This window comes from Candidatus Spongiihabitans sp., from assembly GCF_965237845.1.
GTDB lineage: Bacteria > Pseudomonadota > Gammaproteobacteria > Arenicellales > Poriferihabitantaceae > Spongiihabitans.
In genome coordinates, this window is the sequence record NZ_OZ250154.1 from 2,449,670 (window position 1) to 2,471,521 (window position 21,852).

The 21,852-nt window shown below is 46.9% G+C and carries 23 protein-coding genes and 2 pseudogenes; 13 read left to right on the top strand and 12 right to left on the bottom strand.

What is annotated here, in order from left to right; all coding sequences use genetic code 11:
* Positions 1 to 2: 2 nt before the first annotated feature.
* From ACPXXB_RS11675 to ACPXXB_RS11700, 6 genes are all read right to left on the bottom strand, one after another.
* Positions 3 to 842: a quinoprotein dehydrogenase-associated SoxYZ-like carrier gene (locus ACPXXB_RS11675; protein ID WP_423907615.1), complete on the bottom strand. Its 840-nt coding sequence runs from the start codon at positions 840 to 842 to the stop codon at positions 3 to 5.
* Positions 843 to 1,024: 182 nt separating this feature from the next.
* Positions 1,025 to 1,645, bottom strand: coding sequence for a hypothetical protein (locus tag ACPXXB_RS11680; RefSeq protein WP_423907617.1), 621 nt, complete (start codon positions 1,643 to 1,645; stop codon positions 1,025 to 1,027).
* A 133-nt stretch (positions 1,646 to 1,778) separates the two neighbouring features.
* Positions 1,779 to 2,582 (bottom strand): ABC transporter permease, encoded by an 804-nt coding sequence (locus ACPXXB_RS11685; protein WP_423907618.1) that lies wholly within the window; start codon positions 2,580 to 2,582, stop codon positions 1,779 to 1,781.
* Positions 2,579 to 3,466, bottom strand: coding sequence for an ATP-binding cassette domain-containing protein (locus ACPXXB_RS11690; RefSeq protein WP_423907620.1), 888 nt, complete (start codon positions 3,464 to 3,466; stop codon positions 2,579 to 2,581). The genes ACPXXB_RS11685 and ACPXXB_RS11690 overlap by 4 nt, the downstream gene beginning before the upstream one ends.
* On the bottom strand, positions 3,430 to 4,428 hold the full coding sequence (locus tag ACPXXB_RS11695) for a PQQ-dependent catabolism-associated beta-propeller protein (RefSeq protein WP_423907621.1): 999 nt from the start codon (positions 4,426 to 4,428) through the stop codon (positions 3,430 to 3,432). Before ACPXXB_RS11695 ends, ACPXXB_RS11690 begins: the two co-directional genes overlap by 37 nt.
* A 418-nt stretch (positions 4,429 to 4,846) precedes the next feature.
* Positions 4,847 to 5,620: a ferredoxin--NADP reductase gene (locus tag ACPXXB_RS11700; protein ID WP_423907623.1), complete on the bottom strand. Its 774-nt coding sequence runs from the start codon at positions 5,618 to 5,620 to the stop codon at positions 4,847 to 4,849.
* On the opposite strand from ACPXXB_RS11700, the gene ACPXXB_RS11705 reads away from it, so the two are divergent.
* The 9 genes and pseudogenes from ACPXXB_RS11705 (at position 5,619) to pmbA (ending at position 13,550) form a co-directional block, all read left to right on the top strand.
* A complete protein-coding gene (locus ACPXXB_RS11705) occupies positions 5,619 to 5,804 on the top strand; it encodes a hypothetical protein (RefSeq protein WP_423907625.1) in 186 nt (61 codons plus the stop codon). The two genes, ACPXXB_RS11700 and ACPXXB_RS11705, sit on opposite strands and share 2 nt — an antisense overlap.
* A gap of 270 nt (positions 5,805 to 6,074) precedes the next feature.
* Positions 6,075 to 6,326: a transposase gene (locus ACPXXB_RS11710; RefSeq protein ID WP_423911160.1), complete on the top strand. Its 252-nt coding sequence runs from the start codon at positions 6,075 to 6,077 to the stop codon at positions 6,324 to 6,326.
* Positions 6,327 to 6,360: 34 nt separating this feature from the next.
* Positions 6,361 to 6,937, top strand: a pseudogene (locus ACPXXB_RS11715) (IS1595 family transposase).
* A 107-nt stretch (positions 6,938 to 7,044) separates the two neighbouring features.
* A pseudogene (preA, locus tag ACPXXB_RS11720) lies at positions 7,045 to 8,175 on the top strand (NAD-dependent dihydropyrimidine dehydrogenase subunit PreA); the annotation flags it as partial.
* 28 nt (positions 8,176 to 8,203) lie between these two features.
* Entirely contained in the window at positions 8,204 to 8,881 is a 678-nt protein-coding gene (locus ACPXXB_RS11725; protein WP_423907627.1) for a TetR/AcrR family transcriptional regulator, read from the top strand.
* A 293-nt stretch (positions 8,882 to 9,174) separates the two neighbouring features.
* Positions 9,175 to 9,678, top strand: a complete 504-nt coding sequence (locus ACPXXB_RS11730) for a cell wall hydrolase (protein WP_423907629.1) — start codon at positions 9,175 to 9,177, stop codon at positions 9,676 to 9,678.
* Between the two features lie 184 nt (positions 9,679 to 9,862).
* The gene (locus ACPXXB_RS11735) at positions 9,863 to 10,678 is read left to right on the top strand and encodes a carbon-nitrogen hydrolase family protein (RefSeq protein WP_423907631.1); all 816 of its coding nucleotides are present in this window, start codon (positions 9,863 to 9,865) and stop codon (positions 10,676 to 10,678) included.
* Positions 10,679 to 10,711: 33 nt separating this feature from the next.
* Positions 10,712 to 12,184, top strand: coding sequence for a metalloprotease TldD (gene tldD / locus ACPXXB_RS11740; protein ID WP_423907633.1), 1,473 nt, complete (start codon positions 10,712 to 10,714; stop codon positions 12,182 to 12,184).
* Positions 12,171 to 13,550, top strand: a complete 1,380-nt coding sequence (gene pmbA, locus ACPXXB_RS11745; protein WP_423907635.1) for a metalloprotease PmbA — start codon at positions 12,171 to 12,173, stop codon at positions 13,548 to 13,550. Before tldD ends, pmbA begins: the two co-directional genes overlap by 14 nt.
* A gap of 166 nt (positions 13,551 to 13,716) precedes the next feature.
* Here the strand turns inward: pmbA and ACPXXB_RS11750 are convergent, their stop codons facing one another.
* The 6 genes from ACPXXB_RS11750 to ACPXXB_RS11775 form a co-directional block, all read right to left on the bottom strand.
* The gene (locus ACPXXB_RS11750; protein WP_423907636.1) at positions 13,717 to 13,938 is read right to left on the bottom strand and encodes a hypothetical protein; all 222 of its coding nucleotides are present in this window, start codon (positions 13,936 to 13,938) and stop codon (positions 13,717 to 13,719) included.
* 44 nt (positions 13,939 to 13,982) lie between these two features.
* Entirely contained in the window at positions 13,983 to 14,588 is a 606-nt protein-coding gene (locus tag ACPXXB_RS11755) for a hypothetical protein (RefSeq protein ID WP_423907638.1), read from the bottom strand.
* The gene (locus ACPXXB_RS11760) at positions 14,560 to 15,147 is read right to left on the bottom strand and encodes a DNA methyltransferase (protein ID WP_423907640.1); all 588 of its coding nucleotides are present in this window, start codon (positions 15,145 to 15,147) and stop codon (positions 14,560 to 14,562) included. The genes ACPXXB_RS11755 and ACPXXB_RS11760 overlap by 29 nt, the downstream gene beginning before the upstream one ends.
* The gene (locus tag ACPXXB_RS11765; RefSeq protein ID WP_423907642.1) at positions 15,072 to 15,452 is read right to left on the bottom strand and encodes a DNA methyltransferase; all 381 of its coding nucleotides are present in this window, start codon (positions 15,450 to 15,452) and stop codon (positions 15,072 to 15,074) included. The genes ACPXXB_RS11760 and ACPXXB_RS11765 overlap by 76 nt, the downstream gene beginning before the upstream one ends.
* Before the next feature lie 108 nt (positions 15,453 to 15,560).
* Positions 15,561 to 16,070, bottom strand: coding sequence for an RNA pyrophosphohydrolase (locus tag ACPXXB_RS11770; protein WP_423907644.1), 510 nt, complete (start codon positions 16,068 to 16,070; stop codon positions 15,561 to 15,563).
* Positions 16,071 to 16,192: 122 nt separating this feature from the next.
* Positions 16,193 to 17,110 (bottom strand): LysR family transcriptional regulator, encoded by a 918-nt coding sequence (locus tag ACPXXB_RS11775; protein WP_423911163.1) that lies wholly within the window; start codon positions 17,108 to 17,110, stop codon positions 16,193 to 16,195.
* Positions 17,111 to 17,541: 431 nt separating this feature from the next.
* On the opposite strand from ACPXXB_RS11775, the gene ACPXXB_RS11780 reads away from it, so the two are divergent.
* From ACPXXB_RS11780 to aspS, 4 genes are all read left to right on the top strand, one after another.
* Positions 17,542 to 18,213 carry a Bax inhibitor-1/YccA family protein gene (locus ACPXXB_RS11780; RefSeq protein WP_423907646.1) on the top strand — a complete coding sequence of 224 codons (672 nt, stop codon included), beginning with the start codon at positions 17,542 to 17,544 and terminating at the stop codon, positions 18,211 to 18,213.
* A gap of 232 nt (positions 18,214 to 18,445) precedes the next feature.
* A complete protein-coding gene (locus tag ACPXXB_RS11785; RefSeq protein ID WP_423907647.1) occupies positions 18,446 to 19,564 on the top strand; it encodes a sugar phosphate nucleotidyltransferase in 1,119 nt (372 codons plus the stop codon).
* A gap of 75 nt (positions 19,565 to 19,639) precedes the next feature.
* A complete protein-coding gene (locus ACPXXB_RS11790; protein WP_423907649.1) occupies positions 19,640 to 20,005 on the top strand; it encodes an FmdB family zinc ribbon protein in 366 nt (121 codons plus the stop codon).
* A gap of 51 nt (positions 20,006 to 20,056) precedes the next feature.
* A complete protein-coding gene (gene aspS / locus ACPXXB_RS11795; protein WP_423907650.1) occupies positions 20,057 to 21,835 on the top strand; it encodes an aspartate--tRNA ligase in 1,779 nt (592 codons plus the stop codon).
* Positions 21,836 to 21,852 lie beyond the last annotated feature (17 nt).

Sequence of the window (21,852 nt, forward strand, 5' to 3'; positions counted from 1 at the left end):
GTTTACATTTGGTACACTGATGACCATTGTCGTTCAAAAAGTTTGAGCTTTGAATCAACTGCATAGATATCAATCGCGCCACCCGTTTTTTTTGGAATGAAATCAAAGCGCAAGGTCGGGTTTTCGCTGAGAGAGAAGTTGGTTTCAAGCTTGAGTATCTCCTCTTCATCATATTTCACACCGATTGTGTGAATAAAATAGGCGGGAATATAAAGCCGATTAATCTGATCAAACTGCATACCAGAATTATTGGGGTGCTTGATCTGGAAATTAAGCTGTATACGTTCGCGATTTTCACCCGTTACCGGACTGGATTCGAGTTTAAGTTTAAATTTGCCCACATTTGCCAATGCTGCTTCAGCATCACCTGAGGCCGGTGCTGAACAACCGCCAGAAGCCTTGACATATCGAGTTACCACATAAGCCTGGTCTTCATTGGTAATCGCTACGACCCTTACATAGGTATATTCATTAATTCGGATGCGCGTTTCGAGGTTTTGCCAGCCAGTATTGGGTGGAAACGTAAATTTACCTGCCAAGGGCGCCGGGTTGTTATCGGCGAAAAGATACAACGTTTTAATATATTGCCCGGTGGTCTGTGTTTGCAATGCCTTGATTGAAATAGGCACGAGCGCCGCATCATAGGCTCGCTCGGGCGCCTCCAGGCTAATCAGCGCGCTACCATCCTGTATTTCACGATCTCCCAGCACTGCACGCTTAACCGTCAGCCAACGCTGATTGACATTCACACCTTCATTAACACCTGATGAGTCACTATGGCCACTCAATGGGCTGTTCAATGGCGTCACGCTGACCGCCAACACTAATTCACTGCCTGTCAAGCTCAGCAACAATACGAATACGCCGCACCAGATACGATACACTGTAAACAGACAAATGCTTTGTTTAAATACCTGGATTGCTGTCATCGGCTGCCTCCGAATAATTTCTGCTGCGTTAATCAAATTTATAACTCAAACAATTGTGAAAAATAGATCAAATTACTTACACCGAAGCTTATTAATCACTTTACGTACTCTGCAATCGCGCGCGCCACAACCCCCAGATTCTCTTCTATCCGAACAGGTTGTTCGCATAAGTCTATCAGAATATTTTCTCGATTGCGGAAGATTTGCTCAACCACTGCTATCTCTTCAGTCAGCTGATCAAGGGATGTTTCTGTCGCTAACAAATTATCTCGTTGTTCCAGTAAAAAGGTCAAATGATGCGCCAGGCCTTTTTGTTTTTTCGTGAATTTCTGGATGCCCTTTATATATTTTTGTCGCATTAGATTAAACTCGTTAAGTGTTGCCATAAACAAACCTGTTGCTGCTTCTGGTCGATTAGCCAAACTCGTGTCACCCAGAAATTGCTCAATCAGCGCGATCTCATTGTCACCAGCAGAAAACTGACCAGCCACTTTAGTGGCAAGGGTTTTAATTTTCGCATTTGATAACCATCGGTCAGCGAGTTTCTCATCAAGCGGATAGGGCCAGACCACGGCAGCAGTAACTGTAGCCACTAATATTTGTGCACAGGGCCAATCATTTTCCTGCGCTTGCACATTCGCTTGCGCAGCAATCATCATCCCCAGCAATAATGTGCCGGCTTTTAGTGATGGAATTTGTTTCTGTTCAAGGTTCAAATCTTTTACAACTCTATTTATGACGGGCTTACTGAAGATACATTCGTTCAATAGCGATAGTTGCGCTCTAGTCTTAGGTTATGACTTAATCACAGTAAGGCGTCTGTCAAATTATTCCATAATCCGACGCACCTTAGGCTCGTTCCATCTTTGTGTTGCCGTTTCGTTTGGGGTCATAACCCATAAACGCTAAAAACATGAAAATCATGGCACAGACTGTTACGATAATAAGCGCCTTTGCGCTGAATTGCCCGTATAGGGAAAACCGAATCAATTCAACGACGTAGGTAAAAGGGTTCCAGCTACACAGTTTGAATAGCCAGGGGGAAACGTCCTCAATTTTCCACAATGGATACAATGCAGATGAAGCAAAGTACATGGGGAAAATAACAAAGTTCATGATTCCTGCAAAATTTTCCAACTGCTTGATAAATGAGGAGAGCAACAAACCCAATGCACCGAGCATTATTCCACCAATAAAGATCGCTGGCAGCACCGATAAATAGCCGATAGCGGGGGGCTGGATATTCCATAAATAAGCAATAATTAGAAAAACAGCGCATTGAAACAGCGCGATAACCACGCTGGCAAACAGGCGACAGCACAGCAAAATCCAACGTGGTAATGGTGTGGTGAGCAATATTCTCATACTTCCCAATTCGCGGTCATAGACCATCGATAAGGAACTTTGCATGCCGTTAAATAGCAGAATCATCCCCAGCAATCCCGGTGTGATGTACTCCTCGTAAAGTATATACGTTTCATAAGGTGGGATAATTGATACACCCAATATCGAGCGGAAACCCGCTGCGAAAATAAATAACCATACCAGTGGGCGAACCAATGCACCGAAAAAGCGCCCTTTCTGATTCAGAAAACGTAAAAACTCGCGTTTTATTACTCCATTGAAACAGCGCCAAACGTGAATAAAGCTCATCTGGTTATCTCCTCTTTCAAACCATGCCGTTCTAATGTCTGGGACAAACTCATGCGCGCTTTTGCTTGATCAGGCTGTCCGGTGATTTTTAAAAAAGCGGCTTGAATGGAATTACAATCCTGCGTCTTAATGACTGTATTTGCTCTATTATCGGCCAATATTCGCCCTTGGTGCAGGATTGCCACGGGGTCATCATCAAGCACTTCATCAACCAGGTGTGTTGCCCATAGGACACTGACATTGTGCTGGCTGCAAAGCTGGCGGATAGTTGCAATAAAGTTGTATCGGCTTTTAACATCCAAACCTGTTGTGGCTTCGTCCATCAACAATAACTTGGGTGAATGGAGCAGGGCTCGCGCTAATTCTACGCGTCGTTTTTGGCCTCCACTCAGTTTTACCACCGTCTGTCTGGCATGCTCCGAAAGAGAAACTAAAGCCAGCAGTTCTTCAATTCGCCTTTTAGTGTGAACTTTAGATAAGCCTTGCAAGGCGGCATAGTATTGTAGATTTTGCAATACGCTCAAACCGGGTTCCAGCGTTTGTTGTTGAAACACAATTCCCAAATGTTGCAAGGCCGACATAGGCCGTTTGTTGATATCTTCACCAAAAATACGGATTTGCCCCAGGTTACACGCAAATAAATAACTTAGCAGCGAGAATAGTGTGGATTTACCCGCGCCGTTGATGCCCATTAACACTTTGAAACTGCCCACTTCAACCGTTAAGCTAACATTATCCAGCGCCCGTTTTTGTGCCGTCCCATCACCATAGGAAAAACAAACATCACGAATAGAAATTGCCACTGGGCTTTGCTCATTCGAATGCTTCAACTGTTTTCTCTGGTTATTTAATGGTACGAGCGGGAATTGGTAACCACCGCCCAAGGCGAGCGGCCAACTTTGATGGTTTTAATGACTTTGAGTTTATCAACATCCACAACTGATACATCGCTACTCACGCCATTAGTCGTGAAAAGTAAGCGTTCATCGGGCGAGAAATCCAAGTTCCAAACTCGTTGTCCGACCAATAGATATTTTTCTACCTTAAAGGTTAGAGCATCGACCACCGCAATTCTGGCGGCTGGTCCCAGCGCAACGAAAGCTTTATCTCCGGCCCGGTTAATTGCAACACCAACGGGTTGTATAGCAGACTTATCGATGCCTGGAATCTCAAAGCGAATGACATGAACAATTTTGCGTAGTTCACTGTCGATGACACTCACAGTACCCCCAATTTCTGAAGACACCCACACTTGCCTGCCGTCAGGTGTAAACTGAGCAACACGTGGACGACTATCAACCAATACGTTACTGACAATATCCAGATTTTCCAGGTCGATAAAATGCGCCATATTCGTCGTTTCCGAAGTACTCACCAACCACTTGCCATCAGGGCTTATTCCCACCCCTTCTGGCTCAATACCCACCGGGATTTCTTTAATCTTTTGCGCACTTTGGACATTGACAACCGTGACCATATTATCATCTTCATTAGCGATATAAAGCCGCTGACCATTCGGGCTGAGGGCCATAAGTTCGGGGTCGGGCCCGGAGGGTAGTGTGCCCACTAATTTACGCGTTTTCAGGTCGAGTATCTGAATGATGTCGTCCTCGCCTGCAGCAATATACAATTTGGTTTTATCCTGGCTGAGCGTCAAACCTCTTGGACGCTCACCGACTGCTATTTTATCGGTCACCTTAAAAGTTTCACCATCAATCACTTCAATGGTGTTGTCTTTTTCACTCGAAACATAAACCTCGAAAGGTTCCGCTACTGTTGGAATCAATAACAGCATACTGGAGAACAGTACGCCCGACACAGCTTTTCTAAATATTGTTTTAGGCATTAGTCTTTTGTCTTTATTGGTTATATCAAATGCTAAAAACCCTGCAAAGCCACCGCGTTTGACAATACGGTGTTAAAAACAAACTCAAATTTCTCATTTATAAACATAAAACTGCGCTTTCTCGCTTGTTTTTGTCTTGTCTTGTCTGCGCTCGTAATGCTTTGCAGAGACCCCATGTTTATGAATGAACCGTCGGTATAGTACAGGTTCCGCATTAATGTCTCCTACGGGGATGGTTGAAATCCCTCGCTTTTAGGCGGAGGGAAGAGAGTGGAATGTTGCTATGCGACATTACAGACAGGGTGCCCATATGAAACGGATTTGAAGGTGCATTTGGTGCGGATTCCAAAATACCGTAAGTTGAAACCCTCGCCTTACAGGCGAAGGGTGGTTAGTTTAGTGGTTAAAAATCGGTACATTATTTCTCCACAAAAGCTCGTTCAACGACATATTCGTGGAAATCGCTTTTACGGGTTTCGGTGAATCCCAGGTCATCTAATATTCTACTCAGGCTGTTCAACATACTGGGGCTGCCGCACAGCATGAACCGATCATCCTCGACGTTTAGTGGCGGCATTCCGATGTCTTCGATCAATTTTCCGGTTTCCAACAAAGTGGTGATGCGACCATAATTTTTATAAGGCTCGCGGGTGACAGCGGGGTAGTAGATTAGTTTATCTCTGACGGTATCACCAAAATATTCGTTGTCGTGCAGTTCATGGTCAATCAATTGCTGGTAGGTCAGTTCATTGATAAAACGGCAACCATGAACCAGGATTACTTTTTCAAAATTTTCGTAAACCTCAGGGTCCTTGATAATGGACAGAAATGGTGCCAGCCCGGTGCCGGTGCTAAGCATATATAAATGCTTGCCTGGGCGCAGATGATCCCAAAGCAATGTTCCCGTTGGCTTTTTGCTGACCAACAGTTTGTCGCCCACTTTGACGTGTTGCAGCTTTGAGGTCAGCGGGCCATCCTGGACCTTGATGCTGTAGAACTCAAGATAATCTTCATAGTTTGAGCTGGCCATGCTGTAGGCGCGTAATAACGGCTTGCCGTCAACTTCCATGCCCATCATGGCAAAATCGCCGTTGCGGAAACGTAACGAAGGGTCGCGGGTGGTTTTGATGGTAAATAACGTGTCCGACCAGTGGTGCACCTCAAGTACTGTTTCGGTATGTGTTTGGGCCATGAGTGTTAAATTGTTTGGTGGATATCAGGCAGATTGTGGAAATTCTTCAAAAGGCGCAAATTTAAATTTATCTGCAGGGATTATGCTTGGGGCAGGCGTTTTTGTGTGGATTCATTGGAAAAATTATTTTATGCGGGGTGAACAAGCGTGTGTATCGAAAACATTTTTTTGTTTGCCTAGATAACTAAAATTTGTCTTGACGGGTTTTTAAGATAAAATAGGCATTGAGAATTTTAGATGGTTTTGGTAGTAATAATGTCAATATTGCCAGATTTATTTATAGTGAATGGCGTAAAAGAGTGATGTTATTTTAGGGAATTATACACTTGACACCGGAGAAATAATCCGGAGAAATCTCCGTGAAATCGTTACGCCATACTGACGCCAACCGGGAGATTACAAATGAAACCCGCACTTAGCGCATAGTGAGTTATTTCAATTATTCCCTGATGAGATAACAGCAAGGCGACGCCTTGAAAGCATATGCTGGACCGCTGGGGTTGTCTGTCCGCACTGCAACGGCGGCAATATCCATGCCCGGAAGACAAGGGCGGGATTTCACGACTGCCGCGACTGCAAGGCGCATTTCAGCGTCCGCACTGCCACTGTATTTGAGAAATCACACGTCAAACTGCACAAGCGGATTTATGCTGTCCGCTTGCTGACGGTTTCCCGCAAGGGCGCGGCAAGCTTGCAATTATCATAAGGAGATTGGCGTTACTCAAAAGACCGCCTGGTTCATGCCCCGCCGCCTGCGTTTGGCTTGTGGCGGGAATACGGAGCAACTGCGTGGCATTGCAGGGATGGACGAGACCTGCATCGGCGGCAAGGAAGCCAACAAGCGTAAAAACAAGCAGACCCCAGGAACACAAGGCGGTCGCGGCAAGCAAACGGTGGTCGGCATGAGGGAGCGCGGCGGGCGCGCCAAAGCCGAATCCATCGCCAAAACCGACATCGCCGCCATGAACCGGGCAAGCGGCGAAGCGGCGGAATTTGGCGCAACCATCCATACAGACGACCATCCCGCATATAATCGCCTGCACACTGCCTGTCAACACGGCACAGTCAATCACAGCGCAAAGGCGTATGTCAACGGCCTGGCGCGCCAACGGCATTGAAAGCGTCTGGGCGGCGTTGAAGCGCGGCTGCAATGACGCGCATCACAATTGGAGCGACAAGCATATGCAGAGGCATATCAATGAGTTCGCCTTTCGGCTGAAAGAGGGAAGTCGTCAACGGCATGCGTTGGGTCGGCTTGACAGCCTTATTCGCGGCGCAATCGGTAAGCGCATCGCTTGCGCGGAGTCAATTAACTGAATGACCTCGCAATCAATCAGTTGAATTTGGGGCTTGGGCGGGTCATGGCATATCGCCCGACCAATGCCGAATTGAAAATATCCCGCTGTCTTGCGCAGGGCGATGCCGCCATCCATAGCAATGACTGGCGCGTGATCGGCTTTAACAATATCGAGCTCATCACTAATCTGCCCTTCCAAACCAATATAGACGAAATGCGCCAGATAAAAAAGGATTAGCCGGATAGAGCGCTCATCGCCTCAGTGATGCTGCCGATGAATGAACAATCATGGGCCAAGCATACCCTTGTGATTGAAGAGATCGGCACCGATGGCTTTGAGCTTAATTTTGGTTGCCCGCACGGCATGTCGGAACGCGGCATGGGGGCGGCAGTCGGGCAGGTACCGGAGTATGTGCAGTTGGCGGCTGAGTGGTGCAAGAAATATGCCAATGTTCCGGTGATCGTTAAACTAACACCCAATATCACCAATATTGTTCACCCCGCACAAGCCGCGAAAAAAGGCGGCGCCGACGCGGTCTCGCTGATTAATACGATTAACTCCATTATGCAGGTGGACCGCGACAACTTGACCATGTATCCCACTACCGATGGCATGGGAACACATGGCGGTTACTGTGGCGAAACAGTGAAGCCGATCGCGCTCAACATGGTTGCTGAAATTGCGCGCAATCCCGAAACCCAAAACTTGCCGATCTCAGGCATGGGCGGTGTCACTAACTGGCAAGATGCGGTTGATTTCATCGCGCTCGGCGCAACGACCGTTCAGGTGTGCACCGCTGCGATGGTTTACGGATTCAGGATCGTCGAAGATATGATCGACGGATTGAGCCAATTTCTGGATGAGAAAGGCATGGATTCGGTGCATGATTCGGTTGGCAAGGCGATTCCTTCGGTGACCGATTGGCAGTATCTGAATCTGAATCATATTAATAAGACGCGCATCGATCAGGAAAAGTGTATTCAATGCGGTCGTTGCCACATTGTCTGCGAGGATACCGCTCATCAGGCGATCACCGATAGCGTGAATGGTGTGCGGAGATTTGAGGTGAAGGATGAGGAGTGTGTCGGCTGCCATCTGTGCGTCAGCGTCTGTCCGATAGAAGGCTGCATTTCGATGGTGCCAATGACCTCGGGCATTGACCTCAGAACCGGTATAGCGATCCACAAAGAAGCGGCGAACTGGACGACTCACCCCAGCAATCCAATCCGCGACGCGACCACTGCCTCAGCAAATTGATGGCGACCAACACCATCGACTGAATGCGATGAACCTGGCTATGCAAACCAATCTCGCCAAAATAGGCGCTGTGCCATCAGGCAAGGATCAAATCCGTGAGCAAAACGAGCGGCTCATTTTAGAGTCTGCTGAAAAGGTGTTTTCCATCTATGGTTTTGAAGGTGCACGCACCCGGCTAATCGCGAAAGAAGCGAGGCTGCCAAAGGCGAATATTCACTACTATTTTGAAACAAAATCCAATCTATATGAGTGCGTGCTGAAAAATATGCTGCGGGATTGGATGAGCGCGGCGAGGATGTTTAAGGCGCAAGATAATCCGAGCATCACCCTCACAAACTATATCAGCGCGAAGATGGATTTAGCGCGGCAGCGTCCTTATGGTTCGCGCATATGGGCGAAGGAAATCATGAGTGGCGCACCGGTAATGGAAAAGGAGCTGGCAACCACCTTGAAACAGTGGGTTGATGAGTGTGTAACCACCATAAATCAATGGGTCGCAGAGAAAAAGATTGTGCCAGTGGATGCCAAAGCCCTGCTTTATATGATCTGGGCAACCACGCAGCATTATGCGGATTTTGATCGGCAAATCGTCGTGCTTAATGATGGTAAAGCGCTATCAGACCCAGCATTCAAGGAGAAAAAACGGCAAGTGATCAAGTTGATTTTGGCGGGCATCGTGTTGCATCCTGACACAATTATCGAATAATTGCTCGCAGGCTGCTCGATAATTGCGCCAACAACACCACAATAAATACGATAACTAATTGTATTACAATGAAATTATATTTGTATTCAGTTATTTCCCTGGTTTCCTGCAACAGTATATGACACGTTTCTCAAGAAACTGCCAGAAAAGTTTCCGTTGGTTTTCGTGTTAGCAGTTTATCGTTAAAATAAATGGTAAAGTTGTGTATAATTATGCAAAACTTCTGGTAATAAAATAAATTTACCCGTAATAATGATGCCGAAGTGCTTTTTAACAAATTATTTTAATGAACTATGCGAGTTAAAACTTGTTTAAAGATCTTTTCGATGGTGTGGATATTCGCACTGTGTACACTATTTAACGCCAATAGTTATGCTTACTACTTCGACCATGCCCGTGATTTCGATTTTTCCGTGATTACCCCCGGGCATGAATTGGGCTGCCTGGCCTTAAATATTTACCACGAAGGACGTGGCGAATCATTAACCGGGCAGTCTGCGATTGCGGCAGTGACCATGAACCGGGTACGCAGTAAATATTATCCGGAGACCATATGCGAAGTGGTTTGGCAACGTAAGCAATTTAGCTGGACGCATATTGCGGCAAGATATCATGCCGTAACTGACTTTGCCGCATGGAGTCAGGCGTTGGTTATCGCCCGGTTGTTTCTCGATGGAGCCCAGATTACTCAGGTCGGTGCCGCCACCCATTACCATGCAGATACGGTTAAGCCGTATTGGATTGTCGACAACAAGTTGGTTGGAAAGGTTGGGAATCATTATTTTTATATCCTTTAATCTGCGGGAATATTCAAAACACATCTAAGCCCGCCTTATAATTTGTGCTCTCTCGATTCGTTCAAGAGGATAGTTGATGAGGCGCATCCACATTCGTCACTTCGATTTAAAGTAATTGCCATGCCGATGATGGTCGGTTTGATATACTTTCCAACTTGAGCAAAAACCGTTATTAACTATAGATATGTCGAAGATTGCAGCGATTCAAACCAACGCTAGTGATGATATTGAGCAAAATCTTGGCGATGTTCTGGAGCAAATTGACCTTGCAAAAGAGCACGGCGCCGAATTAATTGTGTTGCCCGAGTGTTTTGGGTTCATGCAAAGTAGTCGGCAGCAGCTATTGCAATGCGCCGAAGAGGATGGCCATGGAAAGATACAGGATTTTTTGTCGGCAAGCTCCAATAGCCGAAATGTTTGGATCATCGGCGGCAGTGTGCCGCTTAAATCCAACAACCCGAACAAAGTAACCAATACCTTGTTGGCCTGCGACAACAACGGCAATCGTGTCGCACGCTATGACAAAATATTTTTGTTTGACGTGACTCTATCCAGTGGTGAATGTTATCGCGAATCAGATTACACTGAACCGGGAAATTCAGTCAAGGTCATGGACTCGCCGCTGGGGAAAATCGGATTGAGCATCTGTTACGATCTGCGATTTCCCGAAATGTACCGTAAACTCACCCAGTTGGGCGCCCGGATATTAGTGGTGCCCTCGGCGTTTTCCCATACCACGGGTCAAAGTCACTGGTTGCCGCTGCTAAAAGCCAGAGCCATTGAGAATGGTTGTTTTGTGGTTGCTCCGGCGCAAACCGGCGTTCATAATCGCGCGCGCAAAACCTGGGGACATACTGTTATTATTGACCCTTGGGGGAAAGTGATAAGCGAGTTGCAATCTGAATGTGGCGTTGCCATCGCTAACATTGATTTAGATTTACTACAGCGTATCCGTGAGCAACTTCCATCGTTAAAGCACTGTCGAGCTGACTTGTTTTGAAAAACCGCACCACTTGTAAAATATTAGGATTTTATGCCTGACCAACTGCAAACCGCCACCGAACTCTTATTAAGCCCCACCGGTTTAGGCGACAATGAGCTTATTCAAACCCTGAATCGGGTTATGGGGCCACAGATCGACTATGCCGATTTGTATTTTCAATATTCTCGACATGAATCCTGGTGCATGGATGAAGGCACGGTTAAATCGGGAAGTTACGGCATCAATCAAGGGGTCGGGATTCGGACGCTGAGCGGCGAGAAAACCGGTTTCGCCTATTCCGACGAAATTTTGCTGCCGGCACTCACTGATGCGGCAGAAGCGGCAAAATCTATTGCGCGCAGCGGTAATGACAATAAGCCAATCAAGATTCATGGCAGGATTCACAGCAATGATCAGAATATCAAAAGATGGTATCAACCCCATGATCCTCTCGGCTCAATGGCAAACCGCGATAAAGTGGATTTACTTAAGGAAGTCGAACAAATCGCCCGCAGCATGGACTCACGAGTGTCTCAAGTTATGGTGAGTCTGACTGGTTCCCATGATGTCATTTTAGTGGCGCGCTCTGATGGCGAAATGGCGGCGGACATCAGGCCACTGGTAAGAATGAATGTCAGCGTTATTGTCGAGGGCAATGGGCGACGAGAGCAAGGTTCTTCAGGCGGTGGCGGGCGTTATACCTATCAATATTTCACCGAGCAACATGGTGGAATCTGCCGCGCCCGCGAATATGCCGAAGAAGCGGTAAGGCAAGCCTTGGTGAATCTGCAATCCAGGCAAGCGCCGGCCGGAGAAATGATTGTGGTGCTCGGTCCAGGGTGGCCGGGAATTTTGCTGCACGAAGCGATTGGTCATGGATTGGAGGGCGACTTTAATCGCAAGGGCACCTCAGCATTCAGCGGCCGAATCGGCGAGAAAGTGGCGTCAGCGTTATGTACCGTTGTGGATGATGGCACGATTGAAAATCGTCGGGGTTCGCTGTCCATTGATGATGAAGGGCAGCCCAGTCAAAATTCGGTGCTAATTGAAAAAGGAATTCTCAAAGGTTATATGCAGGATCAACTCAACGCCCGGCTGATGAATATGCAACCTACCGGCAATGGGCGGCGAGAGTCCTATGCCCATTTGCCCATGCCAAGAATGACCAATACCTATATGCACGCCGGCGAACATGACCCTGAAGAAATTATCAGCTCGGTGGACAAGGGAGTGTATGCGGTAAATTTTGGTGGTGGGCAAGTGGACATTACTTCGGGGAAATTCGTTTTTAGCGCTTCCGAAGCGTATATGATTGAACAGGGCAAGGTGACTTATCCGGTGAAAGGGGCAACCCTGATTGGTAATGGCCCGGAGGTGCTTAACCGGGTCTCGATGCTGGGCAATGATTTGAAATTAGATAGCGGTGTCGGCGTATGCGGCAAGGAAGGCCAAAGTGTGCCGGTGGGCGTGGGTCAGCCGACTATGCGGATTGATCGGCTGACCGTTGGCGGTGCAGCGGTTTAATGACGGCATCATGATGAGCGCATGGAATCCCCAGCCTCAGTCCGAGCTGGAGCAAAAATTAATGGAGGTCGCCGATGTTGCATTGGATGAAGCGAAAAGGCAGGGCGCCGGGATGTCCGAACTATCCATTGATCAGGGGCAGGGGATGTCAGTCACTGTGCGACAGGGTGAAGTGGAAACGGTGGAATACAACCGCGACAAAAATTTGGGTGTCACTGTTTATTTTGGACACAAAAGCGGTAGCGCATCGACTACGGATTTTTCCCCTGATGCGATTAAATCCAGCGTCAATTCTGCATGCAACATTGCAAAATTTACCGAGCAAGATGAGTTTAATGGTCTGGCGGATATTGAGTTATTGGCTACAGAATTTCCGGATCTCGATCTTAGCCATCCTTGGGCGATAAATATGCACCAGGCTATCGAGATTGCGACTCTATGCGAAGATGCCGCACTGACCGGCGATTCGAGAATATCTAATACAGAAGGGGCGACGCTGTCCAGCCATGATGGCGTTGATTTATATGTCAATTCAAATGGCTTCAAAGGGTTTGCTCGAGGCAGCCGACATAGTGCAAGCTGTTCAGTGATCGCTGGACAAGGCGATGAGATGCAGCGGGATTATTGGTATGACAGCAAACGGTATTCGGGGGACTTGATGCCCGCAGACGAAATCGGTCGAGAAGCGGCGCGCAGAACAATTCGCAGACTGGATGCCAGAAAAATCAAAACCGGTGAGCATCCGGTGATTTTCGAACCCGTAGTAGCAGCGAGTCTGCTGTCTCATTTGATTTCGGCTATTAGCGGTTCAAGCTTGTATCGAAAAGCAAGTTTCTTGCTGGATAAGAGGGGTCAGCAAATTTTCCCGCAAACGGTGCAAATTTATGAACAACCGCTGTTGTCGAAAGCGGCGGGAAGCGCGGTATTCGATAGCGAAGGGGTAGCCACGAGTGAAAATAAAATTGTCAGAGACGGCGTTTTGGAAAGTTATGTCTTGAATTGTTACGCGGCACGAAAGTTGGGTTTGAAGACTACCGGTAACGCTGGCGGAGTGCATAACCTGACTATCGAAAGCACCGTCGATGATGGCCTCGAAAAAATGATAAAAGATATGGGCAAGGGATTAGTGATAAGTGAATTGATTGGGTTCGGGGTAAATACCGTTACCGGCGATTATTCCAGGGGCGCGTTTGGGTTTTGGGTTGAAAATGGTGAAATTCAGCACCCGATTCAGGAGTTCACTATCGCCGGTAATCTAAAAGAAATATTCAATGGATTCGTAGCGGTTGGAAGCGATGTCGATGAACGCGGAAATATTAGAGCAGGCTCCATATTGATTGAAAAAATGACCGTGGCGGGTGAATGAGTATTAAGTTTTTGGAAATTATGCTTATTGCCCAAAAATAAGAACAAATGGTATGGACGCTACATTATGGTGCATTTATCTTCCATTTCCTTTGCGGGTTTTTGGGTGATTGTTCCGTTCTATACTGGTCAATCAGACCAACGGCTTTGCACCCCTAGTAGTTTGTTTATATATCAGTTTGGAACAAAACAAACGGTCCGTTTCTCAAATGCTTCAGTTTTTTGACAGTCAAATTATCAGGTAAGCAACCCTGTTTGCCACCGCAAGCAACCGCCATCTTTTTAATGGCATCTTGCTCCAGCTTTTGATAATCCTGCTGCGGGTGTCCGGGTACAATCATATTCAAAGTATTATCCTTGATTGCGGGATATTGTTTTGCATTAAGCACGTTCGCCTCGTTAATGACTTCGGACATAACTCGCATTCGGATGCTTACCGAGGCGTATTTATTCTTTTTGCTTTGGCAAGATGCTCCCGTTTCCAATCAAAACCAAGCACGTTATCGGCTGAACGCATGGCATCCGAGTCATTTTCAAGATTGCTGTCTTGCATTGCGTCATACAAAGCGTCTTTCAACGCCGACTTAATGTTTTTTGTCGCGCTTAGCGTTTCAAAAAATCCGCCGTGCACCAAGCATACTTTACAGTTCGTTTTTTTGTAGCCCCGAACAAGATAATAAACCTCTCGAGTTTCAAGCAGATAAGGGTCATTGCCGTCGCTTTTTCGTATTTGTGTATATAAATTGCTATTGGGCGTAATATATTCTCGAATGTTTTTATACGCACTCGGAATGGTCGAGTTAAAGGACGCGATTGAATATCCCATTCTTGCATCTTTTATTTCAATGAATTCGCCGCCCTGAAACATCGGATCATTTTGATTTGTTCGCAACACCATATCGGGGAATATCCCCCGGCTGCCACGACACGCAATAAGGTCATCTCGCAGCATGAAATTTTCCGCTGCAAGTTGCGTTGACTTCAAATTCTGTCGACGCTGATAAATATCGCTAAACAGATGGTATGCGGATGCTGTCATCGGCTCTGTTTTCTGTGAATAGTGTGGATATGTTTTCACCGGATTTACCCCAAACGGCATCGATATTTTCGGTATGGCGGTAGTAGTGAAAAAATTTTTCGACGCAGTCGGGCACGCGCAATTTGTTTATTCTTTCTTCGATGCGGCTGATGTTTTGCGGGTCAATTTCCACGCCGATGGATTTTCGTTGAAGTTGATTAGCGACAACAAGCGTTGTGCCAGTGCCAGCAAATGGATCAAACACCATATCGCCTTTTTTTGATGACGATAAAATTATTCTCAGCAGCAATGCAATTGGCGACTGTTGTTTATGAAAACGCCCTCCGTCGGTTGTTCTCATCGGCTCCTTGCCGGCAAAATAACCTGAGGTTAATTCACGAATGTCATCCCATACATCGGTGACATAAATGCCGGTTTTACGCGCGTGTTTATGGTGCGGCATAAGCGGCGGGTCTATTCGCAACTTGTGAAACACGCTCGTTTTCACTCCGTTTGTGGCTTGCACAATGATTTGATAATGTTTTCCAAATCTATTTTTACACGGCACTGCTGATGCCATCTTTTTCCAAACGATAAGGTTTTGGAATGTCCAACCGCCGCGTCGCAACGCAGCCAAAACAAACTCCGAATTTTTTCACGGTGCATAAAATAAACCGCGCCGCCTTTTTGTGTTTTCGCTCGCAATGCTGACAAGACATTGGTAATCCATTCCCAATAAGAATCCTCTTCTTGATTATCGTCATAGTGCCGATAAAAACGTCCCTGATTAAAAGGCGGGTCAAAAAAAGTCAGATTTATCTGTTCATCGGTGTTGTGCAACCACCGCAGACAATCATCTCTAACAATTTTCGTTTGTTGATTCATTTTAGACTCGTGTTTGGGGCAATAAGTATAATTCCCAGGTTTTTGATATTCAGCGCCTCTATTCGGTAGTTTATGCGAGGGTTATGTCTGCAAATTTTTATAACACGGTTAGATAGCGGTCTGCAGCAAGGGCTCCAACTCCGGGAGCGCTTTTTTGTAAACCCCCCGCTTAAATTCCACAATTTGCTCCAATGGCTGCCAATAATCCACCCATCGCCAGCGGTCAAACTCCGGGTCCTTTGCAGTATCCAGTTTAACGCAGGATTCCTGGGCCAGCAGATGGAATAAAAACCACCGTTGTTTTTGGCCACGAAATTGTTTGGTTGTTAGATAATGTCGGCTTTTTGTCGAGTAGGGCACATCGTAACGCAACCAGTTTTCCGTGCTTCCCAAAAGTTTTACGTCCCCGGTTGCGAGGCCGATTTCTTCATGTAATTCTCGAAACGCCGCCTTGAGCGCCGATTCCATGGGCTCAACACCGCCTTGGGGGAATTGCCAGCCATCGCGTCTGATGCGCCGCGCCCATAACACCTGATGCTGATTGTTGCAGACAATAATACCGACATTCTTTCTGTAACCCTGTTCGTCTATTTGTTGTTTTTGGCCATTGTATTGCATCACTGTATCCTATTGGCCGGCAACAATAATTTCAACCCCGTGTCATTGATCCTGCGGCATTGATCCGTAATGCCATATCTTCATGCAATTTCTGTGCCGGGACACTCATTGAGGTTCTGATCTTACGTTAGTTGTAACAATTTCTGTTTGGTGGCGCAGTGGGCCTGGGTGAATTCAAGAAATTCGTCCATGGCACGCAGGCGAAACTTTTGCCGTTGATAAACAATGGAAAAAGGTCTGCGCATGGGTTTTTCCAAGGATATGGCGCAAAGAGACTTCAGGGCTAATTCTTTTTCCATAGTGGCAATTGAGAGAATGGATATGCCAAGTCCTGCGGACACCACGTTTTTAATCGATTCGGGACTGCCAAATTCCATAATGATGTTCAGTTGTTCGCTATTCAGGTCCTGACTGACGAGATAGTTTTTCATAACCTCACGAGTGCCTGAACCCTCCTCACGTCCTATGAATGGGTGATCAAGTAAATCGGCCGCACTGACGCAGTGCTGCCTGGTTAACGGGTGATCCACCGAACAAACCACAACCAGTTCATCATCCCAAATGACATCTGTGACCAGGTTTTTGTTGTTTACCGGCCCCTCCACAATGCCAATATCGATTTGATTATTTTCCACCATATGGATGATGCCATTAGTATTGGCAACATGCAGCCGTACTTTGACATCGCGAAAAGTTGATTGATATGCGCCCACAATCCCAGGAATAAAATATTCCCCAATTGTCGTACTGGCGCCCACGATCAACGGGCCTTGAACATCGCCGGTCAGGGCGCGAACCTCATTGTCCATTTCTTTATACAGTATAATAATTTTGTCTGCGTATTCCTTTACTCGCTGACCCACTTCGGTGAGCGTAATGCGGTTGTGAGTGCGATCAAATAATCGGGTGTTAAAGTGTTCTTCCAATTGCCGTATCTGGAAGGTGACCGCAGGCTGGGTCATATACAGCGTTTCAGCCGCTTTGGTAAAACTAAGCAGCCTGGCAACGGTGGTAAATACCTGAAGTCTTCGGTCAGCCAAGCTCAGATTCATGAGAAAATATTAGGGTAAAAAATCACTTGAATTCAAGTCACTCCGCTTTCGAAGGGTTAAGTTTATAAAAAATCGCATGTCGCCATCAATTTTTTCTGGCAATTTTTGCTGGCAATTTTTGCTGGCAATTTTTTAATCGGCGCAGACATCATTATATATTCACAGGCTAATATTCTTCCTGTGCTGAATTTGGCGGCAAGTTGGCCATAAGTTTAACTTAGTGGGGCTAAAAATGTCAGTATCTCGCCTTATTTGATAATCTACAGGACAAAAACCGCTTGAAATTTGTGTATTTGCCAATATCTAATATACAATACGATGTGATATCGTTGCTCAATCATAAGATGCGCGCCATTAAATGTGTGCAATAAATTGTGTAGCGTGAACCTGATGTGCTAATCCTTATAAGAGGTATTGAAATGGCTAGATTTGAAGCTGCGGTCACAAGACCGGTTTCCCGTGGTATAGAACTCAACCGGGTATTGAGAAATACCTACTTATTGCTCTCGCTGACACTGCTATTTAGCGCCGTAACAGCAGGCCTGTCCATAGCGATGAATTTCCCGCCAATGGGTCTGATTATTACCATGGTGGGGTATTTCGGGTTGTTGTTTTTAACCAGCAAATTTCAAAATTCCGTGCTCGGCATATTATTTGTCTTTGCATTGACCGGGTTTTTGGGGCTAACCCTCGGTCCCATACTGAATTTCTACATGACCACGCTATCCAACGGCAGTCAAATTGTGATGACCGCTCTGGGCGGCACCGGCGCGATTTTTGCGTCCCTTTCCGTTTATGTATTGGTCACAAGAAAAGATTTCAGTTTTATGGGCGGGATGCTGATGGCTGGAATCCTGGTCGCTTTTCTCGCTGGACTGACGACGCTGTTTTTCCCCCTGCCGGCATTGAGTTTGGCGGTGTCCGTGATGTTTATCCTGCTAATGTCGGGCTTGATTTTGTTTCAGACCAGCCAAATCCTGCATGGTGGTGAAACAAACTATATCTCCGCAACAGTAACCCTGTATGTTGCGATATATAATCTGTTCCTCAGTTTGTTGAGCATTTTCGGGCTATTTGGCGGCGACGATTGATTCACTATTCCAAACAGCGCATTTATGCCAAAGCACATTGCTCTGAAGCGCGAATTTAATAAAGAAGCAAGATAAATTTAGAATACGCCTTAGGTCTGAGTGAATGGACCTGAGCGAATAACCCTGCCCGAATTTTATTTCTTTGGAGCGGGGTTTTTGTCATTAAGCAATCTTTTACTATCAGGGCCTTTACTATCCAGGACAAAATTTTTCAGTAGCGGGATAAAGAATAATGAAAGCGATGATTCTGGCTGCGGGGAAAGGCACCCGCGTACAACCGCTTACCTATGAGATGCCCAAACCGATGATTCCGGTTCTCGGAAAACCGGTTATGGAGTATCTAATTGAGCAGTTGGCGAGTCATGAATTCCGCGATGTCATGGTCAATGTCAGCCATTTGCCCGAACCCATTGAAACTTATTTTGGAGACGGTCGGCGTTGGGGCATCAATATTGGGTACTCCTTTGAGGGGCATGTAGAAAAGGGACAGTTGTTTGGCGAGCCTTTAGGATCGGCTGGGGGAATAAAACGCATTCAGGAATTCGGGGGGTTTTTCGACGATACCTTTATAGTAATCTGCGGCGATATCATTATCGACCTGGATTTAACCGATGCGATTCGAAAACACTGGCAGTCTGGCGCAAAAGCCAGCGTTGTAGTCAAGCGGGTAGAAAAAGCACGGGTTGTTAATTATGGGGTTGTGGTCGCTGATGAAACCGGGGCGATAACGTCGTTCCAGGAAAAGCCAACCGTGGAAGATGCTAAGTCCACATTGGTTAACACCGGAATTTACATTTTTGAACCGAACATCATCGATTTGATCCCCAGCGAAGTCGTATATGATATCGGCACTGATTTACTACCGGATTTATTGACCAGAGGACTGCCATTTGGCGCGATAAAGCTACCGTTCAAATGGGTCGATATCGGGCGGTTGAGCGACTATTGGCAAGCCAACCAACAATTAATGCGTGGCACGATCCGAGGTATGAATATGCCGGGGACTGAAGTTATGCCGCAGATATGGACCGGTTTAAACGTGGACATCGACTGGGATGATGTGCTGATTGAAGGCCCGGTCTATATCGGCTCGAATTCAAGAATCGAAGCTGGCTGCGAGATTCAAGGCCCGACCTGGATTTCTCATGGTTGTTACCTGGAAGGCGGCGCTAAAGTCCACAAAAGTATGCTATTCGAGCATACATTGATGCGTAGCCACGGTGCAGTATTTGAGGCCGTTGTATTTGGACGACATTGTGTGGACAAGGAAGGTCACCCGGTTGAAAGCAAGGAATCCGGTCTGGATTGGGTTGGTGACGCTCGAGATAAGGCGCTGAAATCCAGGAAATAAGGCTGCTCATTCTATTATGCAAGCAGATTTATGCCTTATAATTCGCGCCTCGAAATTTTTGCGATAGTGTAAGTCATGCCTTTTTACGAGTACCAATGCGGTGATTGTGATCATCGTCTTGAAGTGTTACAGAAAATATCTGATGAGCCGCTGATTTTTTGCCCTCAATGCAATGCAGCATCGCTTAAAAAATTGATTTCAGCCGCCGCATTTCGATTGAAGGGTAGCGGGTGGTATGAAACTGACTTTAAGAATAGCGACCAGAAAAAAGAGAAAGCGGCTAAGGTTAAGTCGGCATCCTCCGGCTCATCTGAACCAGGCGCATCTGAACCATCTGACAAGAAGGCCGATACGAACCAGCCAAACAAGAGCGGGGCGGATAAGGGCGTGCCAACATCGTCTGCCCAGAGTAAGGAAAGCGCCTCATCCGCGGCCACTTGAGTTGGCTGAGTGAATTCACCCGGTTATTTCGAATCTGATCAGGAACATCCGGTGCGAACTCATCTTTGCGAACAACTGAATCAATCCCATATCGACCAAACCGTTAAATTAGCGGGATGGGTGTTGAATCGTCGAGACCATGGCGGGGTCATTTTTATCGATCTGCGCGATCGCTCCGGCAGAATCCAGGTGGTTGCCGACCCGGATTATCCAGCGCCCTTTGCGATTGCCGATGAATCAAGAAATGAATATGTGCTTTCGGTGACCGGCCGGGTTCGAGCCCGGCCAGAAGGCACCGCCAATGATGATCTGGTAACCGGAAAAATCGAGGTGGTCGCCGACCACATTACATTGTTGAGTCGTTCAGAACCATTGCCTTTTCAGATTGATGAAGATGAAATTGGTGAGTCGACTCGATTGAAATATCGGTTTTTGGATTTGCGCCGGCCCGGCATGCAATCCACATTGCGAATGCGTCACAAGATCATATCCGCCTTGCGAAGCTTTCTTGATCAACGCGAGTTTGTGGATATCGAAACGCCAATTTTGACCCGTTCCACCCCCGAAGGCGCCAGGGATTATCTGGTGCCCAGTCGCACACATCCCGGCAAGTTTTTCGCGCTGCCACAGTCACCACAGTTGTTTAAACAACTGCTAATGGTGTCTGGTTTTGAACGCTATTATCAAATTGCGCGATGTTTTCGCGACGAAGATTTAAGGGCCGATCGGCAGCCGGAATTTACTCAGCTGGATATCGAAATCTCATTTATGGATGAAGATGAAATCATCGGCTTGATGGAACAGATGATTCGACAATGCTTTAAAACCATTCTGGGTGTGCAGCTGCCAAATCCGGTTCCTCGTATAACCTATGCCGATGCCATGTCTCGATATGGAGTCGATCGGCCGGATCTGCGAGTCCCGCTTGAGCTGACCGAAATCACGGATTTAATGAAGAGCGTGGAATTCAAGGTATTTTCCGGCCCGGCAAATGATGCAAAGGGGCGCGTCGCTGCGCTGAATGTGCCCGGCGGAAACAAATTATCTCGAGCGCAGATTGACCAATACACGGCGTTTGTTGCCCAATATGGTGGCCGCGGCCTCGCTTATATCAAGGTCAATGACGCATCAGCCGGCCGGGAGGGCCTGCAATCGCCAATTTTGAAATTCTTGCCCGATGACGTGTTATCAAAAATTCTGGGGCGAACCGCTGCGGCAACCAACGATTTGATTTTTTTCGGTGCTGACAAAGCCAGCGTGGTAAATGATGCATTGGCGGCGTTGAGGGTCAAGGTTGCCCGCGATCTGGATCTGGTTGAGCCGGGTTGGAAACCGATTTGGGTGGTGGATTTTCCATTGGTGGAATGGAGCGAACAAGATCAACATTGGCAGTCACTGCATCATCCTTTCACCGCACCGCGAACCGAACATATCGCATTGCTTAAAACCGATCCGGGCAAGATATTGTCCCGAGCTTATGATTTAGTATTGAATGGAAGCGAATTAGGCGGCGGGTCGATCCGCATTCATCAGGCCGATCTTCAGCAACAAATATTGCAGCTTTTAGGCATCGATACCGAACAGGCGGAAGCCAAATTCGGCTTTTTGCTGGAGGCTTTAAAGTTCGGTGCGCCTCCTCATGGCGGCATCGCATTCGGCATTGATCGATTGGCGGCGCTGATGTGCGAGGTCGATTCCATACGCGATGTCATCGCCTTTCCAAAAACCCAAAAAGCGTCCTGCCTGTTAACCGAGGCGCCAAACCAGGTTGATTCGGCACAACTTCGGGATTTAGGGCTGCAGATTAACAGACCAAGAAGCACAGACTAACAAACGGATTGCAGGGC